Consider the following 21,193-nt stretch of genomic DNA (forward strand, 5'->3'; position numbering starts at 1 on the left):
CCATCACAAAAGCCAATAGGCCCGTGCGATGGCCGGCGGCAGAATCAGTGAACGTCCTTCCAGTATTCCTTCTTCAGCAGGTACAGCAGGAAGGTCAGCAGCGCCAGGAACAGGATCACCCACACGCCCAACTGCTGGCGCTTGAGCGCGGCCGGTTCACCGGCGTATTCGAGGAAGTTGGTGATGTCCCGCACGGCCTGGTCGTACTGGCCGGCATCCACCGAACCGGGCGTTTCGATGCGCAGGCCGGTCACCGGCGGGTCCATGCCGGGGGCCTCGGGCTTGCCATGCACGGCATGCTGCAGCCCCTGCATCTCCCACAACGGGTTGGGCATGGAGGCATTGGCAAACAATGCATTGTTCCAGCCCAGCGGCCGGCTGCTGTCCAGGTAGAACGACTTGAGATAGGTGTAGACCCAGTCGCTGCCTCGAACCCGCGCGATCAGGCTGAGGTCCGGCGGCATCTTGCCGAACCACTTCTCGGCGTTCTCCTTGGGCATCGCCACCGGGATCGGATCGCCGATCGCCGAGCCGGTGAAGTTGAGGTTGTTCATCACCTCTTCTTCGGTCAGGCCCAGGTCCTGCGCCATCCGCGAATAGCGCAGGTATTTCAGCGCATGGCAGCTGGAGCAATAGTTCATGTAAAGCTGCGCGCCGCGTTGCAGCGAGGCGCGGTCACCGAGATCGTTGCCGGCCTGCAGCAGCTTGGTGCCGCCCTCGGCGGCGGAGGCCAGGAAACTGCCCAGCATCAGGGTGGCCGCCAGGGCCAGCCGGACCATCCAGCGCTCAGTCATGCGTGGTCACCCTCTCCGGTACCGGCTTGGCCTTGTCCAACCTTGTCCATAGCGGCATGGTGATGAAGAACGCGAAGTACAGGAAGGTCAGCACCCGCCCGATGTAGGTTTCGTGCACGTCGGTGCCCGGGCCGGACCCAATCACGCCCAGCCACACGAAGCACACCGCCAGCACGCCCAGCATCACCTTCGAGATCCAGCCGCGATAGCGCACCGACTTCACCCGGGCCTTGTCCAGCCACGGCACCAGGAACAGGATCGCGATGGCCGAGAACATCACCAGCACGCCGCCCAGCTTGTTCGGCACCACGCGCAACATCGCGTAGTACGGGGTGTAGTACCAGACCGGCTTGATGTGCTCCGGCGTCACCAGGCGATTGGCCTCGGTGAAATTGTCGTGCTCCAGGAACAGGCCGCCGAAACCGGGCGCGAAGAAGATGATGAAGGCGGCGATGATCAGCAGGAAACCAGCGCCGACGCCATCCTTGAGCGTGTAGTACGGGTGGAATGGAATGCCGTCGGCCGGGGCGTTCGGCGACCAGCGGTTGCCCTTCGGCCCCTTCTTGATCTCCACGCCGTCCGGGTTGTTCGACCCCACTTCGTGCAGCGCGCCCAGGTGCAGCACCACCAGCAGCAGCAGTACCAGCGGCAGGGCGATGACGTGCAGCGCGAAGAAGCGGTTGAGCGTGGCGTCACTGGGCAGGTAGTCACCCATGATCCATTCGGTCAGGCCGTTGCCGATCACCGGTATCGCGCCGAACAGCGAGATGATCACCTTGGCGCCCCAGAACGACATCTGGCCCCAGGGCAGCACGTAGCCCATGAAGGCTTCGGCCATCAGCACCAGGTAGATCAGCATGCCCAGGATCCACACAAGCTCGCGCGGTTTCTGGTAGCTGCCATACAACAGGCCGCGGAACATGTGCAGGTAGACCACGATGAAGAACAGCGAGGCACCGGTGGAGTGCATGTAGCGGATCAGCCAGCCCCACTCCACATCGCGCATGATGTATTCGATGGAGCCGAACGCCTCGGCGGCGTTGGTCTTGTAGTGCATCGTCAGGAAGATGCCGGTGACGATCTGGTTGACCAGCACCAGCAGCGCCAGCGAACCGAAGTAGTACCAGATGTTGAAGTTCTTCGGCGCGTAGTACTCGGTGACGTGCTTGCGGTAGACCGGCATCAGGCCCGGCGCGCGGGCATTGACCCAGTCGGCCACGCCGCTGGCGGCACGGCTGAGGATATTGGACATCAGGCAGCCCCCTGCGGATCGACACCGATGATGATGGTGTTGTCGTCCTGGTAGTGGTGCGCGGGCACCTTCAGGTTGATCGGCGCCGGCACGTCCTTGAAGACGCGGCCGGACATGTCGAAGCGCGACTTGTGGCAGGGGCAGAAGTAGCCGCCCTTCCACTGCGGGTCATAGGGTTCGGGCCGGATCTCGGCGACCATTTCCGGTGAGCAGCCCAGGTGCGTGCACAGGCCGACCAGCACGGAGATGTCCGGCTTGATCGAGCGCAGCTCGGGGTTCTGCTTCAGCACGTAGTCCGGCTGCTGGTCCTTCTCGCCGGACTCGGGGTCCTTGAGGCGGCCATCCAGCCCGTGCAGCGCATCGAGGATCGCCTTGGACCGCTTGACGATCCAGATCGGCTGGCCACGCCATTCCACGATCAGGCGTTGGCCTTCCTGCAGCGCGCTGATGTCGGCCACCACCGGTGCGCCGGCAAGCTTGGCGCGGGCACTGGGGTTCCAGGATTTGATGAAAGGAACTGCGGTGAATCCGACGCCGACGGCGCCCACCACGGCTGTGGTGGCAGAAAGAAAACGCCGACGTCCGGTGTTGACTGGATCGTGTACCCCATCGTTGGCCATCCGGCACTCCGATATTGATTAGGTAGCTTTAAGGCTGCCAGCGGATCCGGTGGGGGCCAGAGCCGCATTGAATCATGGGCGAGTGTAGCGGAACCGTCGCGCGCCACACAACGCATTGCAACAACTCTTTCAGATGCGTGCCGCCTGACAGTCGGCGCCTACCTGTTCAAGGAGTGCCGACCAACGGTCGGCACCTACTGGTGACTCAGGGCGGTGCGGTAACGCTCGGCCAGCTGCCCGACCCGGCGCACGTAGTACTGCGTCTCGCTGTAGGGTGGCACGCCACCGTGGCGGTCGACCGCGCCTTCGCCGGCGTTGTAGCCGGCGGCAGCCAGGGTCAGGTCGCCATTGAAGCGCTTCAGCAACCACGCAAGATACTGCACGCCACCGCGGATGTTCTGCCCGGCATCGTAGGAGTCACTGACCCCGAAACGGGCCGCGGTCGGCGGCATCAGCTGCATCAGGCCCTGCGCGCCAGCGCGGCTGAGCGCGGTCGGGTTGTAGGCCGACTCGGCGTGGATGATGGCGCGCACCACGGCTTCGTCGACGCCGAACTCGCGCGCGGCCGAGGTGATCTCGGTCTGGAACGCGGTGGTGTTCAAGCGCACCGAACCGAAGTCCACGCGCGGGTTGACGCCGCAGGCGTAGCAGCGCTCCATGAAACTGTAGCGGATGGTGCGCACCGGGCCGAGGTTGGCCACCTGGGTCGGCCGCGCACTGGTGTAGTGGCGCACGCCATCCTTCATGAAGGAATAGACCTGGCCGCTGACCATGCGCCCGCTGCGCGAGGCGACCGGGGTCGCGGGTACGGCGGCTGGCACAACCGCCGGTGCCGCAGCGCTGGCTGCCACCGCCACCGGGTTGCGCTCGATGCTGGCCACGGTGGTCGGCGCCGGCTTCGGCGCGGCCACCACCGGGCGCGGTGCCGGGCGGAGGTCGCGGCTGTAGCTGATGGCGCTGCAGCGGGCCCCGGCCACGCGCTTGCTGACGTAGCTGGTGACGCCGTCGGCGCCCTGGCACTTGAACAGGGTGCCCGCGCTGGCCGGCGCAGCGGTCAGCGCAGCGATGATGATCGCCGTTGTCCCCAGTATCCCCTTCATGCCGGCGAGTGTCCCAGCTTCGCCGGGGCTTGCCAAGCGACGCGGCTCAGCCTGTGACCGGCGGCACAGCCAGCAGCTGCCCCAATCCGGCCAGGCGCTGTGCCAGTTCATCGCGCAGGCCCGGCGGCGTGGTCCACAACGCCACTGGCACCCGGTCCAGGCTGAGGATCTGCGCCAGCATCATGCCGCGGCTCTCGGCGCCCATGCGCAGCAGGCAATGGGCGGGCCCGTCGGCCTCGAGCACACCGCACCAGGGCGGGATGCGGCCTTCCAGCTCGGCGTGGCTGCCGGCCAGGCGGACGATGGCCTGCAGCGCGAACGGGGCCTGGCTGACCGCCTGCCGCACCATGACGTCCGGTGGTGCGGGCGTACGGCGGTGCATGCCCGGCTCGGCGCATTCGCGCACCGCGCCCATCCGGTCCACGCGCAGGGTACGCCAGTCCTGCCGGCCCAGGTCCCAGGCCAGCAGGTACCAGCGCCGCCCGTAATTGACCAGGTGCTGCGCCTCGACCTCGCGCTGGGTCACCGCGTCCTGCGCACTGCGGTATTCGAAGGCCAGCCGTGACGCCTGCCGGCAGTGCTGGGCCAGCCGTCCGAGCAGGCGTGCGTCGGTGGACGGAAGGTCGGACAAAGTGGCCGTCGCTGCGTGCACCTCGCCGGCCTGCTGGCGGCGACGGCTGGGCACCAGCGGGTCGAGCTTGGACAACAGGCCGCGCGCGGTGTCGTCGATGCCGGCGACGGTGGCCGAGGCCGCGCGCAGGGCGATGGCCAGGGTGGTTGCCTCCTCCTCGTCCAGCAGCATCGGCAGCACCGGTGCCCCTGCCCCCAGCTGGTAACCGCCCCCTACCCCGGACGAGGCCTGCACCGGATAGCCCAGCTCGCGCAGGCGCTCGATGTCGCGGCGGATGCTGCGCCGGTCCACGCCCATCCGCTCGGCGAGCTCGGCCCCGGACCACTGGCGGCGGGCCTGCAGCAGGGCAATCAGGCGCAGCAGTCGATGGGCGGTATGGCGCATGAAGGATCGAGGACAGAAGTCGTCCGCAATACTGCCTCAGGATGGCCTCCAGTTCACCACCCACCGCAAGGAGCAATGCCATGACCTCACGCCAGATCACCCTGTACCACGCCGCCCGTTCGCGCTCGAGCGGCGCGGTGGCCCTGCTCGAGGCGCTGGGTGCGGATTACCGCATGCAGGTGTTGGACCTGAAGGCCGGCGCCAACCTGGCCCCGGCCTACCTGGCCATCAACCCGATGGGCAAGGTGCCGGCCATCGTCCACAACGGCGCGCTGGTGACCGAGCAGGTGGCGATCTACCTGTACCTGGCCGACCTGTACCCGGAAGCCGGGCTGGCGCCGCCGATCGGCGACGCCCTGCGCGGCCCCTACCTGCGCTGGATGGCCTTCTACGGTGCCTGTTTCGAGCCGGCGATGATCGACAAGGCGATGCACCGCGAGCCACCGCCGCGCCTGATGTCGCCTTACAACGATGCGGAGACCGTGCTGCAGGTGGTCGAGGCCCAGCTGGCGCAGGGCCCCTACCTGCTCGGCGAGACGATGAGCGCCGCCGACGTTCTCTGGGGCAATGCGCTGGCCTGGACCACCGCCTTTGGCCTGGTGCAGCCGGCGCCGGCAACGGCCGACTACATCGCCCGGATGAGCGCGATGACCGCCTTCGACCGGTCGCGGCAGATCGATGCGGAGCTGGCGGCGGCGTAATGGCGGCGGGTGGCGCGGGATATCGGTAGCGCGGGGCCATGCCCCGCGAGCGCACCGCCCGGCCCCGTTGGCGTTCCGCCGAGCACGGCCCGGCGCTACCGGGCGGCTGGCGCGGGATGCGGGTAGAATTGCCCGCTTTCCCGCCACCCGAATGGATTAAGCGCCATGACCGGGACGCCAGACGTCTTTCCGCCCGCCACGCCGGGCGGTACCCCGCTCGTTGCCCTGCCCGCTGGTCCGCGCAAGCCCGACCAGGTGAAAGGCAAGCTGTACATCAAGACCCACGGTTGCCAGATGAACGAGTACGACTCGGCCAAGATGGCCGACGTGCTTGCCGCCAGCGATGGCCTGGAACTGACCGACAGCCCGGACGACGCCGACGTCATCCTGGTCAACACCTGCTCCATCCGCGAGAAGGCGCAGGAGAAGGTGTTCAGCCAGTTGGGCGTGTGGAAGGGCCTGAAGAACAAGGGCCGCGAGGTCATCATCGGCGTGGGCGGCTGCGTCGCCTCGCAGGAAGGCGAAGCGATCATCAAGCGCGCGCCGTTCGTCGACCTGGTGTTCGGCCCGCAGACCCTGCATCGCCTGCCGGAGCTGATCCGTGCACGTCGCGAGCAGAAGCGGCCGCAGGTGGACATCAGCTTCCCCGAGATCGAGAAGTTCGACCGCCTGCCCGAGCCGCGTGCCGAAGGTGCATCGGCCTTCGTGTCGATCATGGAAGGCTGTTCCAAATACTGCTCGTTCTGCGTGGTGCCCTACACCCGCGGTACCGAAGTCAGCCGCCCGTTCGAGGACGTGGTGGTGGAAGTAGCGCAGCTGGCCGCGCAGGGCGTGCGCGAGATCAACCTGCTCGGCCAGAACGTCAACGCGTATCGCGGCCCGTATGGCGACGGCGAGTTTGCCGACCTCGGCCTGCTGATCCGCACCATCGCCGAGATCGATGGCGTCGGCCGCATCCGCTTCACCACCTCGCACCCGCTGGAGTTCAGCGATTCGCTGATCGACGCGTTCCGCGACGTGCCGCAGCTGGCCAATTTCCTGCACCTGCCGGTACAGGCCGGCAGTGACCGCGTGCTGTCGGCGATGAAGCGCGGCTACACCGCGCTGGAATTCAAGTCGAAGATCCGCAAGCTGCGCGCGGTGCGCCCGGACATCTCGATCAGCTCGGACTTCATCGTCGGCTTCCCCGGCGAGACCGATGCCGATTTCGAGAAGACCATGAAGCTGATCGAAGACATCGGCTTCGACCACAGCTTCTCCTTCATCTATTCGCGTCGCCCGGGTACGCCGGCCGCGGACCTGGAAGACACGATCAGCGACGCCGAGAAGCACGCGCGACTGTCGCGCCTGCAGGAGCGCATCAATGCGCACGCCGCCAGCATCTCCGAGAAGATGGTCGGCACCGTGCAGACCGTGCTGGTGGAAGGCCCTTCGCGCAAGAACCCGAACGAGCTGACCGGCAAGACCGAGAACATGCGTTCGGTGAACTTCCCGGCGCCGGCTCGGTTGATCGGCCAGTTCGTGGATGTGGTGATCACCGAAGCGCTGACCAATTCGCTGCGCGCGCGCGTGGTGGCGGAATAAGGTGTGCCGGCCAGCGGCCGGCACCCACCAGGGGAGAGAGATGTGCCGACCAACGGTCGGCACCTACCGGGGTGGATGCCGGCCGGTGGTCGGGCGTGTCGAATCCAGGCGTTTGGGGAAACCCAGGAGTGCCCGGGGGATCATCACCACGATGAAGGCCAGCAGCGCCAGCGCATCCGGCCACAGCTCCCACAGCGAGGCGCCGCGCAGCATGATGCCGCGCACCAGGCGCAGGAAGTGGGTCAGCGGCAGCACCTCGGCCAGCCACTGCACCGGCCTCGGCATGCCCGCGAACGGGAACATGAAGCCCGACAGCAGGATCGACGGCAGGAACAGGAACAGCGTCATCTGCATGGCCTGGAACTGCGAGCGCGCGCGGGTGGAGATCAGCAGGCCCAGCGCCAGGTTGGCCAGCACCAGCAGTACCGCGGCCAGGTAGATGTCCAGCAGGCTGCCGCGGATCGGCACCTGGAACAGCCAGGTGCCCAGCACCAGTACCAGCGTGGTCTGCAGCAGACCGATGGCCGCATAGGGCAGCACCTTGCCGACCATCAGTTCGCTGCGCGACACCGGTGTGGCGATCAGCAGCTCCATGTTGCCGCGCTCGCGTTCGCGCACCACCGCTACCGCGGTGAACATCACCAGGGTCATGGTCAGGATCACCCCGATCAGGCCCGGCACGATGTTCACCGCCGAGCGCCGTTGCGGGTTGTAGAAGCTGGTCACGCTGACCGGACCACTGGCGATGCTGCCTTCGCGCAGCGGACGCATGTTGCTGGCCGGACGCGTATCCAGCGGCACCTGTGCCAGCTGGATCGCCGCGCTCTGCACCACGGTATCGCTGCCATCGACCAGCACCTGCACCGCCTCGCGACCGTCGAAGCGGCGACGCTCGAAGTCGGCCGGCACCACGATGCCGACACTGATCTCGCCACGGCGCAGCGCCTGCATCAGCTGGGCCGGCGTGTAGGCCTGGCTGCGCGGCGTGATCACGCCGGTGGCCACCATGTCCTGCACCAGCGCACGTGACGCCGCACTGTTGGCCTGGTCGGCGATACCGGCGTCGAGATGGCGCAGGTTGAGATTGATCGCGTAGCCGAACAGCAGCAGCTGCATCACCGGAATGCCGACGATCATCGCCAGCGTGATGCGGTCGCGGCGCAGCTGCCGCAGCTCCTTGAGCATGATCGCCCAGAGCCGGCGCAGGTTCATGCCGCCGGCTCCCGGCCGCGGCCGCGGGTAGCAGCGACGAAGACATCTTCCAGGTTCGGTGCCATTGTCTCGATACGGGCCTGCGGGTCAGCGCTGGACAGCGCACGGCCCAGCACTGCGACATCCGCCGCCCCCTCATTGCACAGCACGCGCAGATGGGTACCGATCTGCGCCACGCTCAGCACCCCGGGCAGCTCGGCCAGCGCGCGGCTTGCCAGCCGCGGCTGCGACGCGGTGACCTGCAGCGTGCGCCCTTCCAATCGTGCGCACAGTTCAGCCGGCGTGCCATCGGCCACCAGCGCGCCACGATCCAGGATCGCCAGCCGGTGGCAGCGCTCGGCCTCGTCCATGTAGTGGGTCGACACCAGCACCGTGGTTCCGGCGTCGGCCAGCTCGAACAGGGCCTCCCAGAAATCGCGGCGCGATTCGGGATCGACCGCGCTGGTCGGTTCATCCAGGAACAGCAGTTCGGGCGAATGCACCACGGCGCCGGCCAGGGCCAGGCGTTGCTTCTGCCCACCACTGAGGGTTCCGGCCAGCTGCGGCTGCCGGTCCAGCAGACGGTACTGCTGCAGCAGTTCGTCGATCCGACGCCGAGCCTGCGCGCGCGGCAGATCCTGGATGGCAGCGAGGAACTCCAGGTTCTCGCGCACCGACAGATCTTCATACAACGAGAAGCGCTGGGTCATGTAGCCGATGCGTCGGCGCAATGCCTCTGCCTGCTCGGGCACGGCCAGGCCCAGCACCTCGATCTGCCCGGCGCTGGGTTCCAGCAGGCCGCACAGCATGCGGATGGTGGTCGACTTGCCGGACCCGTTCGGGCCCAGAAAACCGTACACCTGCCCGCGCGGCACGGTCAGGTCGACGTTGTCCACGGCCAGCAGTTCGCCGAAGCGGCGCGTCAGGCCCTGCGCATGCACCGCGATGTCCGCGCCAGTGTTCAGAAGCGCACCTGCACCGGCAGCCCGGCCGGAAGCGTCCGCATGTCGGCGACCGCGTCCACTTCGATCTCGGCCAGGTAGCTCAGCCGTTCGACGTCATCACCGGTCAGTGCGTAGTACGGCGTGAATGAAGGTTCGCTGCGGATCGAACGCACGTGCCCCTTCAGCACGGTGTTGCCGCCTTCCAGCCGTATCTGCGCAGCCTGCCCGACCTTGACCTGCAGGCGCAGTGGCTGCGGCAGGTAAACGCGCGCATAGGGGCGCTCGCCAACCAGCATCACTGCCAGCGGCGCCCCGATCGGCGCCTGGTCACCTTGCCGGTACGGCAAGGCATCGACCACGCCATCGCGCGGTGCACGCAGCTGCAGCTTCTGCAGGTTCACCCCCTGCACCACCTGCTGCGCCCGTGCGGCATCGGCGGCCGCCTGGCCCTGGGCGATGTCCTGCGCGCGGCTGCCGTGCACCAGTTCCAGCCAGGCCTGCTCGGCGGCACGCACGCTGGCCTCGGCATTGCCGGCAGCCGCCCGTGCACGGTCCAGTTCGGCGGCGGCCACCAGCTGCTGGCGTGCCAGCGGCTGCACCCGGCGATAGTAGGCGCTGGCTTCGACGGCCTGGGCGCGAAGCGCGGCCAGCTGGGCCTGGGCCTGCGCAATCTGTTCCTCGCGCGGGCCAATCTTCAGTTCTTCCAGTTGCGCCTGCGCACGCACCGTGTCGGCCTGCGCAGCAGCAAACTGCGCGTTGCCGCGCGCCGGGTCGAGCTGCATCAATACAGCGCCGGCCTTGACCGGCTGGCCCTCGCGCACCTCCACCGCAGCGATCACCTCGGCCGCTGGTGCTGGCACCGTGATCCGGTCCCACTCCAGCGTGCCCAGCGCAGTCGGCGTTGACGGCTCACACCCCGCCAGCAGGCCGATGCCTGCCAGTCCGATTCCACGCATCCCGTTGCTGATGCCCATGCCATCCCCTCCTGCGACGGCGCCACGGTGCCATGCACCGCGTGCACCCTCAATGATTCCGATCAGCCCTGGCGGTTTATTCACCACGGCCTGGCGGGCCTTGGGCTGCAAGGCTCCGCGCCACCTGTCCACAGGTTGATTCGGCATCATTCCACAACCGGTGTGGAAAACCGGCGACGCAGGATCGTGTTGCACGCCTGGCAGCGGAACCTGCGCTGCCATCACGAAGAACACCGACGTGCCCGGCGAAGCTTCCGACGAAGCGCTGCGAAGTGCCCCTTCCCCCGGTGCGTCCGTCCTGCAGGTGCCACCCCCATTGCGGCCGTGACGGTTTTTTCACCACCCTCTCATGAGGCTTGTGGCACAAGCATCGCAGAGGCCTATCCACAGGTTTCCGCAGCCCCCGTCCACACCGGGTGTGGAAAAGCCCGCATCGACCTCCTGCTGGCCGTGCGCCCCGTGCGCGCGCTACCCTTGTCCTCCCTGAATACACTGCGGTGGAAGGCTTCCGCCCCACCCCGAGCAATGAAAAGCATCGATCACCGAGACTTCACCCTGTCGCCGGAAGACAACGAGCGGCTGGCCAACCTGTGCGGCCCTTTCGATGGCCACCTGCGCCAGATCGAGCTGAAGCTCGGCGTGGAGATCGCCAACCGTGGCTTCGTGTTCCGCATCAGCGGCCCCAGCGAGGCCATCGTGGAAGCGCAGAAGCTGGTCGAGGCGCTCTACGCCGAAGCCGGCGAGACCACCTTCGACAACCACGCCATCCACCTGCGCCTGGCGCAGGCCAATGTCGAGCAGATCGCCGAGCGCTCCTACGAAGCGCAGGACGTGGCGATCAAGGTCAAGCGCGGCACGGTACGCGGCCGCGGTGCCAACCAGGGCCGCTACCTGCACCAGATCGCCACCCATGACATCAACTTCGGCATCGGCCCGGCCGGTACCGGCAAGACCTTCCTGGCCGTGGCCAGCGCGGTCGAAGCCCTGAACGAATCGCGGGTGCAGCGCCTGATCCTGGTGCGCCCGGCGGTGGAAGCCGGCGAGAAGCTGGGCTTCCTGCCCGGTGACCTGAGCCAGAAGGTCGATCCCTACCTGCGACCGCTGTACGACGCCCTGTACGAGATGATGGGCGTGGAGAAGGTGGTCAAGCTGCTGGAAAAGAACGTCATCGAGATCGCACCGCTGGCCTACATGCGTGGCCGCACGCTCAACGATGCCTTCGTGATCCTGGACGAAGCACAGAACACCACCATCGAGCAGATGAAGATGTTCCTGACCCGCCTCGGCTACGGCTCCACCGCAGTGGTCACCGGTGACCTGACCCAGACCGACCTGCCCAAGCACGTGAAGTCCGGCCTGCGCGATGCCATCGACGTGCTGCGCGAGGTCGAGGGCGTCAGCTTCACCTTCTTCGAATCCCGCGACGTGGTGCGTCATCCGCTGGTGGCGCGCATCGTCAGCGCCTACGATCGCCGCGACCTGCATCAGATCCAACCTGGAGCAACTCCATGACCCGTGGTCCCGTGCGACTGGACGTCGCCGTCAGTTATGCCCTGCCGCGCACCGGCCTGCCGGCGGCGGTGAGTTTCCGCAAATGGGTGGCCGCGGCGCTGAAAGGCCGCATCCGCGAGGCCGACCTGGCCATCCGCGTGGTCGATGCCAAGGAAGGGCAGTCGCTGAACCGCCATTACCGCGGCAAGGACTACGCCACCAACGTGCTCAGCTTCCCGGCCGAAGTGCCCGAAGGCCTGCCCAAGGGCGTGAAGTTTCCGCTACTGGGCGACCTGGTGATCTGCGCACCGGTGGTGGCCCGCGAGGCCAATGAACAGGGCAAGGCGCTCAACGCGCACTACGCGCACCTGACCGTGCACGGCGTGCTGCACCTGCTCGGCTGGGACCACGAGGACGACAAGGAAGCCGACGCGATGGAACAGCTGGAGCGCGAGATCCTGGCCGAGCTCGGCATCGCCGATCCCTACGCCGGGGAGCGCTGAGGCCCACGCACACCGGGTTCTTCACGGAGGACGACCCCATCGCGCTGCTGCCCGCACTCATCGCCGCTCTCTTGCAGGTGACTACCGCCCCGGGCATCGACCCCGAGCGGGAACGACCGTCGCCGTTCCCGGCCAGCGACAGCGTCGCCGACATTGCCGCCAAGGTCGCCGAGGTGCAGGCCTTCTTTGACGTCAGTCAACAGACGGCGCGCCAGCCGGTCGCCGAGGCGCAGCAGCACGCATTGATGGAACGTTTGAAAGCGCGCCACGCGGCACGCCTCGCCGGAATCTGGGTGGACAACGCGGCGGGTTGGAACGTCGTCGTTCGATTGACTGGCCCAGAACCCGCGGCCGATGAGACACATCCAGGGGCGGATGGCCCGCAAGGCGTGCGCTACATCACCGGCGCTGCGCTGACGGAGGCCGAGATGCAGCATCGCCTTCATGCCCAGCATTGCTGGTTCGTGCCACAGCTGCCCGAGCTGATCGGCTATGGCCTGGACGTCATGACCGGTGAACTGGAGCTGGAACTCTGGGATACCGCAGGCGCACGCGCAACAGCAGCTGCCGTGCGCGACCACCTGCAGGCGCAACTGGGCTACCCGGTCAGGCTGCGCTGGCACCCAGCGGGATCGCACCTGCAATCCCGCTGACGGCATGGAGGCGCTCGCGATGGCTGACCGGGACCGGTACGATCACCGGCCTGCCTTCCGTTGCGGATCCTGTGCCCGTGCTGCGTATTGCCCTGCCCCTGCTGCTCGCCGCGTCCGCCCCGGCCGCCGCCCTGGACCTGCCGGCCCTGATCGAATGCCGCCAGGGCGTAGCCGACCACGCTGCACTGGCGCCGCTGCTGGCCGACCCATTGAAGGCCGTCGCCCAGGGCCTGCAGCCCCTGCCGCAGGGCAACCAGTTCATGAGCGAGTACCGGCTGGCCCAGCCGATCAGCGTGTTCGGCGCCCGCACCGAGCGGGTCGCCGTGGCCGGGTCCAGCGTCATGGCGATCCTCGACCAGGCCGACCCGCGCCCGCTGGCCAAGCGGCTGGGGCTGGAGACCGGCTACGACCAGGATGGCAAGTTCATGGCCGGCCGCGAGCTGGTCAGCCGCGACGTGACCGACCCCAAGAGCGGCGAGGCCCAGATCGAGTCGATCATCCTCAGCGTCTCCACCGTGGCCTCCCACCCCGGCAAGACCCTGGCCGGCTGCACCTACAGCCTGGACCTGCCCGAGGAAGAAGCGCCCGCCCGGCCTGAACTGGTGCCGCCGCCGATTACCGGACCCGGCAGCGACGGTCACTGACAGGCCGCTACATCCTGCTAGACTGGGGCCAACGCCCGGCCTGCCGGGTGCCTTTTTTCCAGAGATGTCAGAAGACGACAGTAGTAGCTCCCCTGCGGAGCACAGTGAAAAGAAGCGCGGCTGGCTTGAACGCCTGACCTCCGCTTTCTCCGGCGAACCCCACACCCGCGACGAGCTGGTCGCTGTCCTGCACACCGCGCAGGAAGAGGGCCTGATCGCCGCCGATACCCTGAAGATGATGGAAGGCGCCATTTCGGTGGCCGAGCTGACCGTGGGCGACGTGATGATCTCGCGCTCGCAGATGGTCTCGCTGCCGGTCGAAGCGCCCTTCCTGGAACTGATGAAGCAGGTGGTCGAATCCGGCCATTCGCGCTTCCCGGTGCACGGCGAGAACAAGGACGACATCCTTGGCATCCTGCTGGCCAAGGACCTGCTGCGCGGCGTGGTCGCCGACAACGGTCCGGCCAACGTGCGCGAGCTGCTGCGCCCGGCGGTGCTGATTCCGGAGGCGAAGAAGCTCAACGTGCTGTTGAAGGAGTTCCGCCTGTCGCGCAACCACATGGCCATCGTGGTCGACGAGTACGGCGGTGTCGCCGGCCTGGTCACCATCGAGGACGTGCTGGAACAGATCGTCGGCGAGATCGACGACGAGCATGACGAGGCCGAGGATCCGTCGGCGCAGATCGCCATCCAGTCCGACGGCCAGTACGTGGTCGACGCGCTGACCCCGATCGGCGATTTCAACGAACGCTTCGGCGCCACCTTCTCCGACGAGGACTACGACACCATCGGTGGCCTGGTCACCGAGGCCGTGGGCCACCTACCGGAAGTCGGTGACGAGCTGGCGCTGGACCGCTTCATGTTCCGCGTGGCCCGCGCGGATGCGCGCCGGGTGCAGGCCTTCCACGTGACCGTGCTGCCGCCGGACGCGCAGGACGACACTTGAAGCGCCGCGGTCTGATCCTGGCGGTGTGGCTGGCACTGTGCGTGCTGGCCATGGCCCTGCCACTGGCCGCATTCGCGCAGCCGGTGGCAGCTGCGCCTGCTGCCAGCGCCGAGGCCCCTGCTCCGCGCATCGGCGTGGTGACCATGCAGCCGGGCACGGTGTTCTTCGAGCGCTTCGGCCATGACGCCATCGTGGTCCTTGATCCGGTCAGCGGCGAGGCGACCTCGTACAATTTCGGCTACTTCGATCCGTCCGAGGACGATTTCATCAGCCGCTTCGCACGCGGCGACATGATGTATTACCTGGTGGCGCTGCCGCTGCAGCAGGACCTGTCGTACTACGACGAGACCGGCCGCGGCGCCAGCGTGCAGTGGCTGGACCTGCGCCCGGACCAGGCGCGCGCGCTGGCCGCCGACCTGGCGGAGCGGGCCAAGCCGGAAAACGCGCGCTACCACTACGACTACTACACTGCAAACTGCGCCACGATGGTGCGCGACACCGTGGACAAGGCACTGGGTGGCGGACTGCAGTCGCAGCTGTCGGGGCGCTCGCGCGGTAATACCTACCGCAGTGAATCGGTGCGCCTGGCCTCGCCGGCACCGTGGATGTGGCTGGGCTTCGACGTCGGTCTGGGGCCGTTCGCCGACCAGCCGCTGTCACGCTGGCAGGAGGCCTTCGTGCCGATGCGCCTGGCCGACGCGCTGCGCCAGGCACGCAACAGCGACGGTCGGCCGCTGGTGCAGTCCGAACAGGAACTGCTGCCGCACCGCATCGCCCCGGAGCCGAAGGAATCGGCACGCCGCTGGTGGCCCTGGCTGCTGTGCGGCCTGCTGGTCGCCGCTGGCGTGCTGGCGCTGCGCAACCGGCCGCGCCTGCTGGCCGGGCTGGCCCTGCCATTCTGGCTGCTGTGCGCCCTGCTCGGTGGCGTGCTGGTGTTCCTGTGGGGCTTCAGCATCCACTACGCTGCGTGGGCCAACCGCAACCTGCTGCTGCTTTCGCCGCTGGCCCTGCTCCTTCTGCCGGGCGCGATCGCGCTGCTGCGCCGGCGCCTGCCGGGCCGCATGTTCAGGGTCGTGCTGTGGTTGCTGGCGGTGCAGGCCGTGGCGGCGCTGGTGCTGCACTGGCTGACCCTGCAGGCGCAGTACAACGTGCAGTGGATCGTGCTGCTGCTGCCCGTGCACGCAGCGCTGGCCTGGGTGCTGGGGCGCCGTCCTCACTTGTCCGAAACACGGCACTGACGCACGATGGCGGGCATGTCATTGCCCGCCTCCGCTTCCGCCCCTGCTTCGGCCAACCCTGCCTGCGTCATCAACTGCGTCCATTACGATGACGAGGGCAAACGCCACGACATCAGCCTGGATGCCATCAGCGATGTCATTGCCAGTGGCAACGGCTTCGTCTGGGTGGGCCTGTACGATCCCAACGACGATGTGCTGCTGAAACTGCAGGAGGAATTCTGCCTGCACGACCTGGCCATCGAGGACGCGCGCAACGCGCACCAGCGGCCCAAGGTCGAGACCTACGGCAATTCGCTGTTCGTGGTGGTGACCACCGCGCAGATGGTGGACGAACGCATCCAGTATGGCGAAACCCACGCCTTCCTCGGCCCGCGCTTCCTGGTGACGGTGCGCCACGGTGCCTCGCTGTCCTACGCCCCGGTGCGTGCACGGGTGGAACGCGAGCCGCAGCTGCTGAAGATGGGCCCGTCGTACTGCCTGTATGCGGTGACCGACTTCGTGGTCGACAACTACCTGCCCATCGTGCACCGCTTCCGCGACACCCTGGACCTGCTGGAAAAGGACATCTTTGCCGACAACTACAAGCGCAGCACGGTGGTGCGGCTGTACGAGCTCAAGCGCGAACTGAACAAGATGCGGATGGCGGTGGCACCGCTGCAGGATGTGCTGGCGCAGCTGCGCCGCTACCAGGGCGAGCTGATCCCCGATGAAGTGAAGCTCTACGTGCGCGACGTGCACGACCATGCGGTACGCATCAGCGATGTGATCGACACCCTGCGCGAGATGCTGGGCACCGCGCTGAGCGTGAACCTGTCGCTGGTGACCCTGGCGCAGGGCGAGACGGTCAAGCGACTTGGCGCGTGGGCCGCACTGCTGGCAGCGCCGACGCTGATCACCAGCTGGTACGGCATGAATTTCAGCCACATGCCCGAGCTGAGCGAACCGTGGTCGTACCCGCTGATGATTGTCGGCGTGGGCGGCGTCTGCGTGGGCCTGTACCGGTTGTTCAAGCGCGCGAAGTGGTTATAGGGAGAGTATCGACCAAGAGTCGATACCCACCAGACCGCCAGGCCACGACCATTGGTCGTGGCGCATGGCCCGCGTTCGGAATCAAGCCACGTAGACAGTCTTGATGTTCATGAACTCGTGGATGCCGTGGTCAGCCAGCTCCCGACCGAAACCAGACTGCTTGCTTCCACCGAACGGCAACCGCGCGTCGCTCTTGACGATGGCATTGACGAATGCCGCGCCGCACTCCATGCGCTGGGCGAAACGCTCACCACGTACTGGATCCTGCGTCCACACGCTGCCACCCAGGCCGAAGCGGGTGTCATTGGCCACGCGCAGCGCATCGGCCTCGTCCTTGACCCGGATCACCGCAGCGACGGGACCGAACAGTTCCTCGTCATAGGCCGGCATGCCCGGACCGACCTGGTCGAGCACGGTGGCCGGGTAGCCCGCATGCGTGCCGGCAATGGGCTCGCCGCCGACCAGAATGCGGGCGCCCTTGGCCACGCTGGCCTGCACCTGCTTGTGCAGTTCATCGCGCAGGTCCGCGCGCGCCATTGGCGCCAGCGTCGTGCTGCGTTCGCCGGGATCGCCGTACTGGCGCTCGCCTGCGGCTTCAACAAAGCGCCGGGTGAACTCATCGGCCACCGCATCGACCACGATGAAGCGCTTGGCTGCGATGCAGGTCTGCCCGCTGTTGTCGAAGCGCGACTTCACGGCCGCCGCAATGGTCTTGTCGAGGTCGGCATCGTCGAGCACCACAAAGGCATCGCTGCCACCGAGTTCCATCACCGATTTCTTCAGCTGGCTGCCGGCATTGGAGGCGATCGATCGCCCTGCCCGTTCGCTGCCGGTCAGCGTCACCGCCTTCACCCGTGCGTCGCGCAGCACGTCGGCGGCCTGGTCGTTGTCGATATGCAGCACGTCGAACACGCCGTCCGGCAGGCCGCCGTCACGGCACACCGCCAGGATCAGGTCGGCACACTGCGGCACGTTGCTGGCGTGCTTGAGCAGGGCCACGTTGCCGGCCATGAACGCCGGCGCGAGGAAGCGGAATACCTGCCAGATCGGAAAATTCCACGGCATCACCGCGAACACGCAGCCGATCGGCTCGTAGCGCACATAGCTGCGTTGGGCCTCGGTGTCGATCAGCTGCGGCTTGAGGTAGTCGGCCGCGTGATCGGCGTAGTACTCGCAGGCCGCGGCGCACTTGTCGACCTCGGCCAGCGCTTCGGCCTTGAGCTTGCCCATCTCGTGGGTCATCGCCTGCTGCAGATCGTCACGGCGCGCGCGCAGCTGCGCGGCAACCTGGCGCAGGATCGCGCCGCGTTCCTGCAGCGAGCGATCGGCCCAGCCAGGGAACGCCTCGGCAGCAGACTGCAGGCGCTGCTCGATGTCGGCTGCACCCATCAGTTCATGGCGGTAGGTCACCTGGCCGGTGGCCGGGTCGATGATCTCGACGGTCATGGGGGATCTCCATCTGGAAGACCCCCATTGTGCGCCGTTGCCCGTGAGCCGGATGTTGCCGGATCAGCCGACAGACCGCGGCCTCAGCCGTTGTCCTGCCGTGCCAGCTGCAGGTCACGCTGGCGCCGTTTCTCGGCGCGGGCGTTGATGTACCAGCCGATCACTGCGGCAATCGACACCGCCGACACCAGCAGTGTGGCCAGCGCGTTGATCTTCGGGCTGATACCCATGCGCACCGAGGCGAACACCTTCATCGGCAGCGTGGTCGAGCCCGGCGTGGCCACGAAGCTGGCCACCACCACGTCATCCAGCGACAGGGTAAAGGCGAGCAACCAGCCCGCCACCAGCGCCGGCGCGATGATCGGCAAGGTGATGCGGGTGAACACGGTCAGCCGGCTGGCACCCAGGTCCATCGCCGCTTCTTCCAGCGACAGGTCCATTTCCTGCAGGCGCGAAGACACCACCACGGTGACGAAGCACAGGGTGAAGGTGACGTGCGCGATCCAGATGGTGGCCAGGCCACGTGCGGGGAAGCCGGGAATCGCCCCCATCGAGGCCAGCAGCGCCATCAGTGAGAAACCGAGGATCACATCCGGCATCACCAGCGGCGCGGTGACCAGCGCACCGAACAGCGGCTTGCCGCGGAAGCGTTTGAAGCGGGTCATCACCATCGCCGCCAACGTGCCCAGCACGGTGGCGGTACAGGCGGTCCAGAACGCCACCACCAGGCTGGTCCACATTGCATCCATCAGCGCGCGGTCGGCGAACAGGTCGCTGTAGGCGCGGGTGGAGAACCCGGCCCAGACCATCGCCAGCCGCGAGCTGTTGAACGAATAGAACATCAGCAGCAGGATCGGCAGGTACAGGAAGGCGAAGCCGAGCAGCAGCACGCCCAGCCCGAGGCCCTTTGCGCTACGCGGGCTCATGCCTGCTTCCCTTCCAGCAGGCGCTGCTGGGAACGGTTGAACAGCAGGATCGGCACCAGCAGCAACAGGATCATCGCCACCGCCATCGCCGAAGCTCCCGGCCAGTTGCGGTTGTTGAAGAACTCGTTCCACAGCTGGCGGCCCACCATCAGTGTCTCCGAGCCACCCAGCATTTCCGGGATCACGAATTCGCCCACCGCCGGGATCATCACCAGCATGCAGCCGGCGATGATGCCCGCCTTCGACAACGGCAGGGTAATGCGCAGGAACGCCTGCCACGGCTTGGCACCGAGGTCGTAGGCCGCTTCCAGAAGGCGGTGGTCGTGCTTGACCAGGTTGGCGTACAGCGGCAGCACCATGAACGGCAGGTAGCAGTAGACGATGCCGATGTAGGCGGCGGTCGGCGTATCGATCAACTGCAGTTTCGGCAGCCCCATCGACGTCATCAGCGCCTGCAGGCCGGTGAACTGCAGGAACTGGTCGAGCAGGCCGTTGCGGTCCAGGATCGCCTTCCACGCATACACGCGGATCAGGAACGAGGTCCACGATGGCAGCACCACCAGCATCATCGCCACGTTGCGCGCGGCCGGCGACAGGCGGGCGATGGCGTAGGCCATCGGATAGCCGATCAACAGGGTGAGGAACGTGGAGATGGCTGCGATCTTGATCGAGCTCAGGAAAGCCTGCGCATAGATCGAATCGCGGAACAGCGCCAGGTAGTTTTCCAGGTTCAGCTTCAGCGAGAAGCCGCCGTCGGCATATTGCAGCAACCAGGTATACGGCGGCGAGCCGACCCGGCTGAGCGAGAAGCTGATCATCAGCACGATCAGGAACGGCACTGCGAAGAACAGCAGCAGCCACAGGTACGGAATGCCGATCACCGTGGCACGCAGCCCCGGCAGCCAGCGCTTCAGGCCGGCGACGCTCATGAGGTCAGCACCACGCCGTCGTTGTCGCGCCAATGCACCCACACTTCATCGCCCCAGGTGAGGCCATCACTGGCCCAGCGCTGCGAGTTGGCGAAGTTGGCCAGCACCTTGGCGCCGCTGGGCAGGCGCACGTGGTAGACCGAATGGCTGCCGAAGTAGGCGATGTCCTCGATCACGCCCTGCGCCTTGTTGGTGTGCCCTTCCGGTTCGTCCTTGCCGATCATCACCTTCTCCGGGCGCAGCGCGAACGCGACCGGCTGCCCTTCATAGCAGGTGATGCCATGGGCGATGTAGATCGGTGCCGGGAACAGCGGTGAGCGCACGGTCACGTACTCGGGCAGGTCCTCGTCGATCACCCCGTCGAACAGGTTGACCGAACCGATGAACTCGGCGACGAAGCGGTTGGCCGGCTGCTCGTAGACCTCGTCCGGCTTGCCCACCTGCTGGATCCAGCCAGCATCCATCACCGCGATGCGGGTAGCCATGGTCATCGCTTCTTCCTGGTCGTGGGTGACCATCACACAGGTCACGCCGGAGGATTCGATGATGCTGACCAGTTCCAGCTGCATCTGCGAGCGCAGCTTCTTGTCCAGCGCGCCCATCGGCTCATCCAGCAGCAGCAGCTTCGGCCCCTTGGCCAGCGACCGCGCCAGCGCCACGCGCTGCTGCTGGCCGCCGGACAGCTGGTGCGGCTTGCGCTTGCCCAGATGCCCCATCTGCACCAGGTCCAGCATCTCGCCGACGCGCTTGCTGATCGCGTCCTTGCCCAGGCCATCCTGCTTCAGGCCGAAGGCAATGTTCTGCTCGACCGTCATGTGCGGGAACAGCGCATAGGACTGGAACATCATGTTGACCGGCCGCTGGTACGGCGGCAGTGCGTCCAGGCGCTGGCCATCAAGGGTGATGCTGCCCTTGGTGGGCGTCTCGAAGCCGCCCAGGCAGCGCAGCAGGGTCGATTTGCCACTGCCGGAGCCACCGAGCAGGGCAAAGATCTCGCCCTTGCGCACGTCCAGGTTGACGTCGTCGACGGCGACGAAACCGTCGAATTCCTTGCGCAAATCACGAATGGAGAGATAGCCGGGCGCACCGGTCGTGTCGACGACGGCGGCTACCGGCTGGGCTTCAACGGGCATGGGGGCTCCGGGAGCGGGCGGTGGACAGCGGCGGCCATTCTAACGGCCGGGGGCCGAAGGGGATATGACGGCGGCGGGCG

General features: G+C 67.0%; 21 protein-coding genes. 9 read left to right on the forward strand and 12 right to left on the reverse strand.

The features are described from left to right. Nucleotides 1–44 precede the first annotated feature (44 nt). The 5 genes from V3B30_RS06305 to V3B30_RS06325 form a co-directional block, all read right to left on the reverse strand. A complete protein-coding gene (locus tag V3B30_RS06305; RefSeq protein WP_100471831.1) occupies nt 45–794 on the reverse strand; it encodes a cytochrome c1 in 750 nt (249 codons plus the stop codon). Beyond that, nucleotides 787–2,046, reverse strand: a complete 1,260-nt coding sequence (locus V3B30_RS06310; RefSeq protein WP_100471830.1) for a cytochrome bc complex cytochrome b subunit — start codon at nt 2,044–2,046, stop codon at nt 787–789. The genes V3B30_RS06305 and V3B30_RS06310 overlap by 8 nt, the downstream gene beginning before the upstream one ends. Next, complete coding sequence (gene petA, locus V3B30_RS06315; protein WP_004151998.1) at nt 2,046–2,666, reverse strand: ubiquinol-cytochrome c reductase iron-sulfur subunit; 621 nt, start codon at nt 2,664–2,666, stop codon at nt 2,046–2,048. Before petA ends, V3B30_RS06310 begins: the two co-directional genes overlap by 1 nt. Nucleotides 2,667–2,860: 194 nt before the next feature. Beyond that, the gene (locus tag V3B30_RS06320) at nt 2,861–3,766 is read right to left on the reverse strand and encodes a lytic transglycosylase domain-containing protein (protein WP_262084461.1); all 906 of its coding nucleotides are present in this window, start codon (nt 3,764–3,766) and stop codon (nt 2,861–2,863) included. Nucleotides 3,767–3,812: 46 nt separating this feature from the next. Further along, entirely contained in the window at nt 3,813–4,781 is a 969-nt protein-coding gene (locus V3B30_RS06325) for a WYL domain-containing protein (RefSeq protein ID WP_100471828.1), read from the reverse strand. 80 nt (nt 4,782–4,861) lie between these two features. Here V3B30_RS06325 and V3B30_RS06330 point away from each other — a divergent pair, with 80 nt between their 5' ends. Together V3B30_RS06330 and miaB are read left to right on the forward strand one after the other, a co-directional pair. Further along, the gene (locus V3B30_RS06330; protein ID WP_049414878.1) at nt 4,862–5,482 is read left to right on the forward strand and encodes a glutathione S-transferase; all 621 of its coding nucleotides are present in this window, start codon (nt 4,862–4,864) and stop codon (nt 5,480–5,482) included. Between the two features lie 165 nt (nt 5,483–5,647). Then, the gene (gene miaB, locus V3B30_RS06335) at nt 5,648–7,066 is read left to right on the forward strand and encodes a tRNA (N6-isopentenyl adenosine(37)-C2)-methylthiotransferase MiaB (RefSeq protein WP_049435924.1); all 1,419 of its coding nucleotides are present in this window, start codon (nt 5,648–5,650) and stop codon (nt 7,064–7,066) included. Between the two features lie 63 nt (nt 7,067–7,129). Here the strand turns inward: miaB and V3B30_RS06340 are convergent, their stop codons facing one another. From V3B30_RS06340 to V3B30_RS06350, 3 genes are read right to left on the reverse strand one after another with little or no spacing between them, the layout of a single operon-like run. After that, nucleotides 7,130–8,278 carry an ABC transporter permease gene (locus V3B30_RS06340; RefSeq protein ID WP_329809641.1) on the reverse strand — a complete coding sequence of 383 codons (1,149 nt, stop codon included), beginning with the start codon at nt 8,276–8,278 and terminating at the stop codon, nt 7,130–7,132. Then, complete coding sequence (locus tag V3B30_RS06345) at nt 8,275–9,198, reverse strand: ABC transporter ATP-binding protein (protein ID WP_262084463.1); 924 nt, start codon at nt 9,196–9,198, stop codon at nt 8,275–8,277. Before V3B30_RS06345 ends, V3B30_RS06340 begins: the two co-directional genes overlap by 4 nt. Before the next feature lie 20 nt (nt 9,199–9,218). Continuing rightward, entirely contained in the window at nt 9,219–10,175 is a 957-nt protein-coding gene (locus tag V3B30_RS06350; protein ID WP_262084464.1) for an HlyD family efflux transporter periplasmic adaptor subunit, read from the reverse strand. Nucleotides 10,176–10,700: 525 nt separating this feature from the next. On the opposite strand from V3B30_RS06350, the gene V3B30_RS06355 reads away from it, so the two are divergent. From V3B30_RS06355 to V3B30_RS06385, 7 genes are all read left to right on the forward strand, one after another. Continuing rightward, the gene (locus V3B30_RS06355) at nt 10,701–11,687 is read left to right on the forward strand and encodes a PhoH family protein (protein WP_100471824.1); all 987 of its coding nucleotides are present in this window, start codon (nt 10,701–10,703) and stop codon (nt 11,685–11,687) included. Then, a complete protein-coding gene (gene ybeY / locus V3B30_RS06360) occupies nt 11,684–12,169 on the forward strand; it encodes an rRNA maturation RNase YbeY (RefSeq protein ID WP_101765223.1) in 486 nt (161 codons plus the stop codon). The genes V3B30_RS06355 and ybeY overlap by 4 nt, the downstream gene beginning before the upstream one ends. 77 nt (nt 12,170–12,246) lie before the next feature. Further along, nucleotides 12,247–12,822: a hypothetical protein gene (locus V3B30_RS06365; RefSeq protein ID WP_262084465.1), complete on the forward strand. Its 576-nt coding sequence runs from the start codon at nt 12,247–12,249 to the stop codon at nt 12,820–12,822. Between the two features lie 77 nt (nt 12,823–12,899). Then, nucleotides 12,900–13,466 carry a hypothetical protein gene (locus V3B30_RS06370; protein ID WP_262084466.1) on the forward strand — a complete coding sequence of 189 codons (567 nt, stop codon included), beginning with the start codon at nt 12,900–12,902 and terminating at the stop codon, nt 13,464–13,466. A 64-nt stretch (nt 13,467–13,530) separates the two neighbouring features. Further along, complete coding sequence (locus tag V3B30_RS06375; protein WP_100471821.1) at nt 13,531–14,412, forward strand: transporter associated domain-containing protein; 882 nt, start codon at nt 13,531–13,533, stop codon at nt 14,410–14,412. After that, complete coding sequence (locus V3B30_RS06380; protein ID WP_262084467.1) at nt 14,409–15,650, forward strand: DUF4105 domain-containing protein; 1,242 nt, start codon at nt 14,409–14,411, stop codon at nt 15,648–15,650. The genes V3B30_RS06375 and V3B30_RS06380 overlap by 4 nt, the downstream gene beginning before the upstream one ends. 6 nt (nt 15,651–15,656) lie before the next feature. Next, nucleotides 15,657–16,679, forward strand: a complete 1,023-nt coding sequence (locus tag V3B30_RS06385; protein WP_087922051.1) for a magnesium and cobalt transport protein CorA — start codon at nt 15,657–15,659, stop codon at nt 16,677–16,679. Nucleotides 16,680–16,760: 81 nt separating this feature from the next. Here the strand turns inward: V3B30_RS06385 and V3B30_RS06390 are convergent, their stop codons facing one another. The 4 genes from V3B30_RS06390 to potA all read right to left on the reverse strand — a co-directional run bounded on the left by V3B30_RS06390 (nt 16,761) and on the right by potA (nt 21,113). After that, nucleotides 16,761–18,125: an NAD-dependent succinate-semialdehyde dehydrogenase gene (locus V3B30_RS06390; RefSeq protein ID WP_262084468.1), complete on the reverse strand. Its 1,365-nt coding sequence runs from the start codon at nt 18,123–18,125 to the stop codon at nt 16,761–16,763. An 83-nt stretch (nt 18,126–18,208) separates the two neighbouring features. Further along, a complete protein-coding gene (locus V3B30_RS06395; protein ID WP_100471818.1) occupies nt 18,209–19,051 on the reverse strand; it encodes an ABC transporter permease subunit in 843 nt (280 codons plus the stop codon). Beyond that, nucleotides 19,048–19,980, reverse strand: coding sequence for an ABC transporter permease subunit (locus V3B30_RS06400; protein ID WP_100471817.1), 933 nt, complete (start codon nt 19,978–19,980; stop codon nt 19,048–19,050). Before V3B30_RS06400 ends, V3B30_RS06395 begins: the two co-directional genes overlap by 4 nt. Beyond that, on the reverse strand, nt 19,977–21,113 hold the full coding sequence (gene potA / locus V3B30_RS06405) for a polyamine ABC transporter ATP-binding protein (protein ID WP_057500238.1): 1,137 nt from the start codon (nt 21,111–21,113) through the stop codon (nt 19,977–19,979). Before potA ends, V3B30_RS06400 begins: the two co-directional genes overlap by 4 nt. Nucleotides 21,114–21,193 lie beyond the last annotated feature (80 nt).

The organism is Stenotrophomonas sp. SMYL41, from assembly GCF_036319965.1.
In the GTDB taxonomy this organism is placed as follows: Bacteria; Pseudomonadota; Gammaproteobacteria; order Xanthomonadales; family Xanthomonadaceae; genus Stenotrophomonas; species Stenotrophomonas maltophilia_R.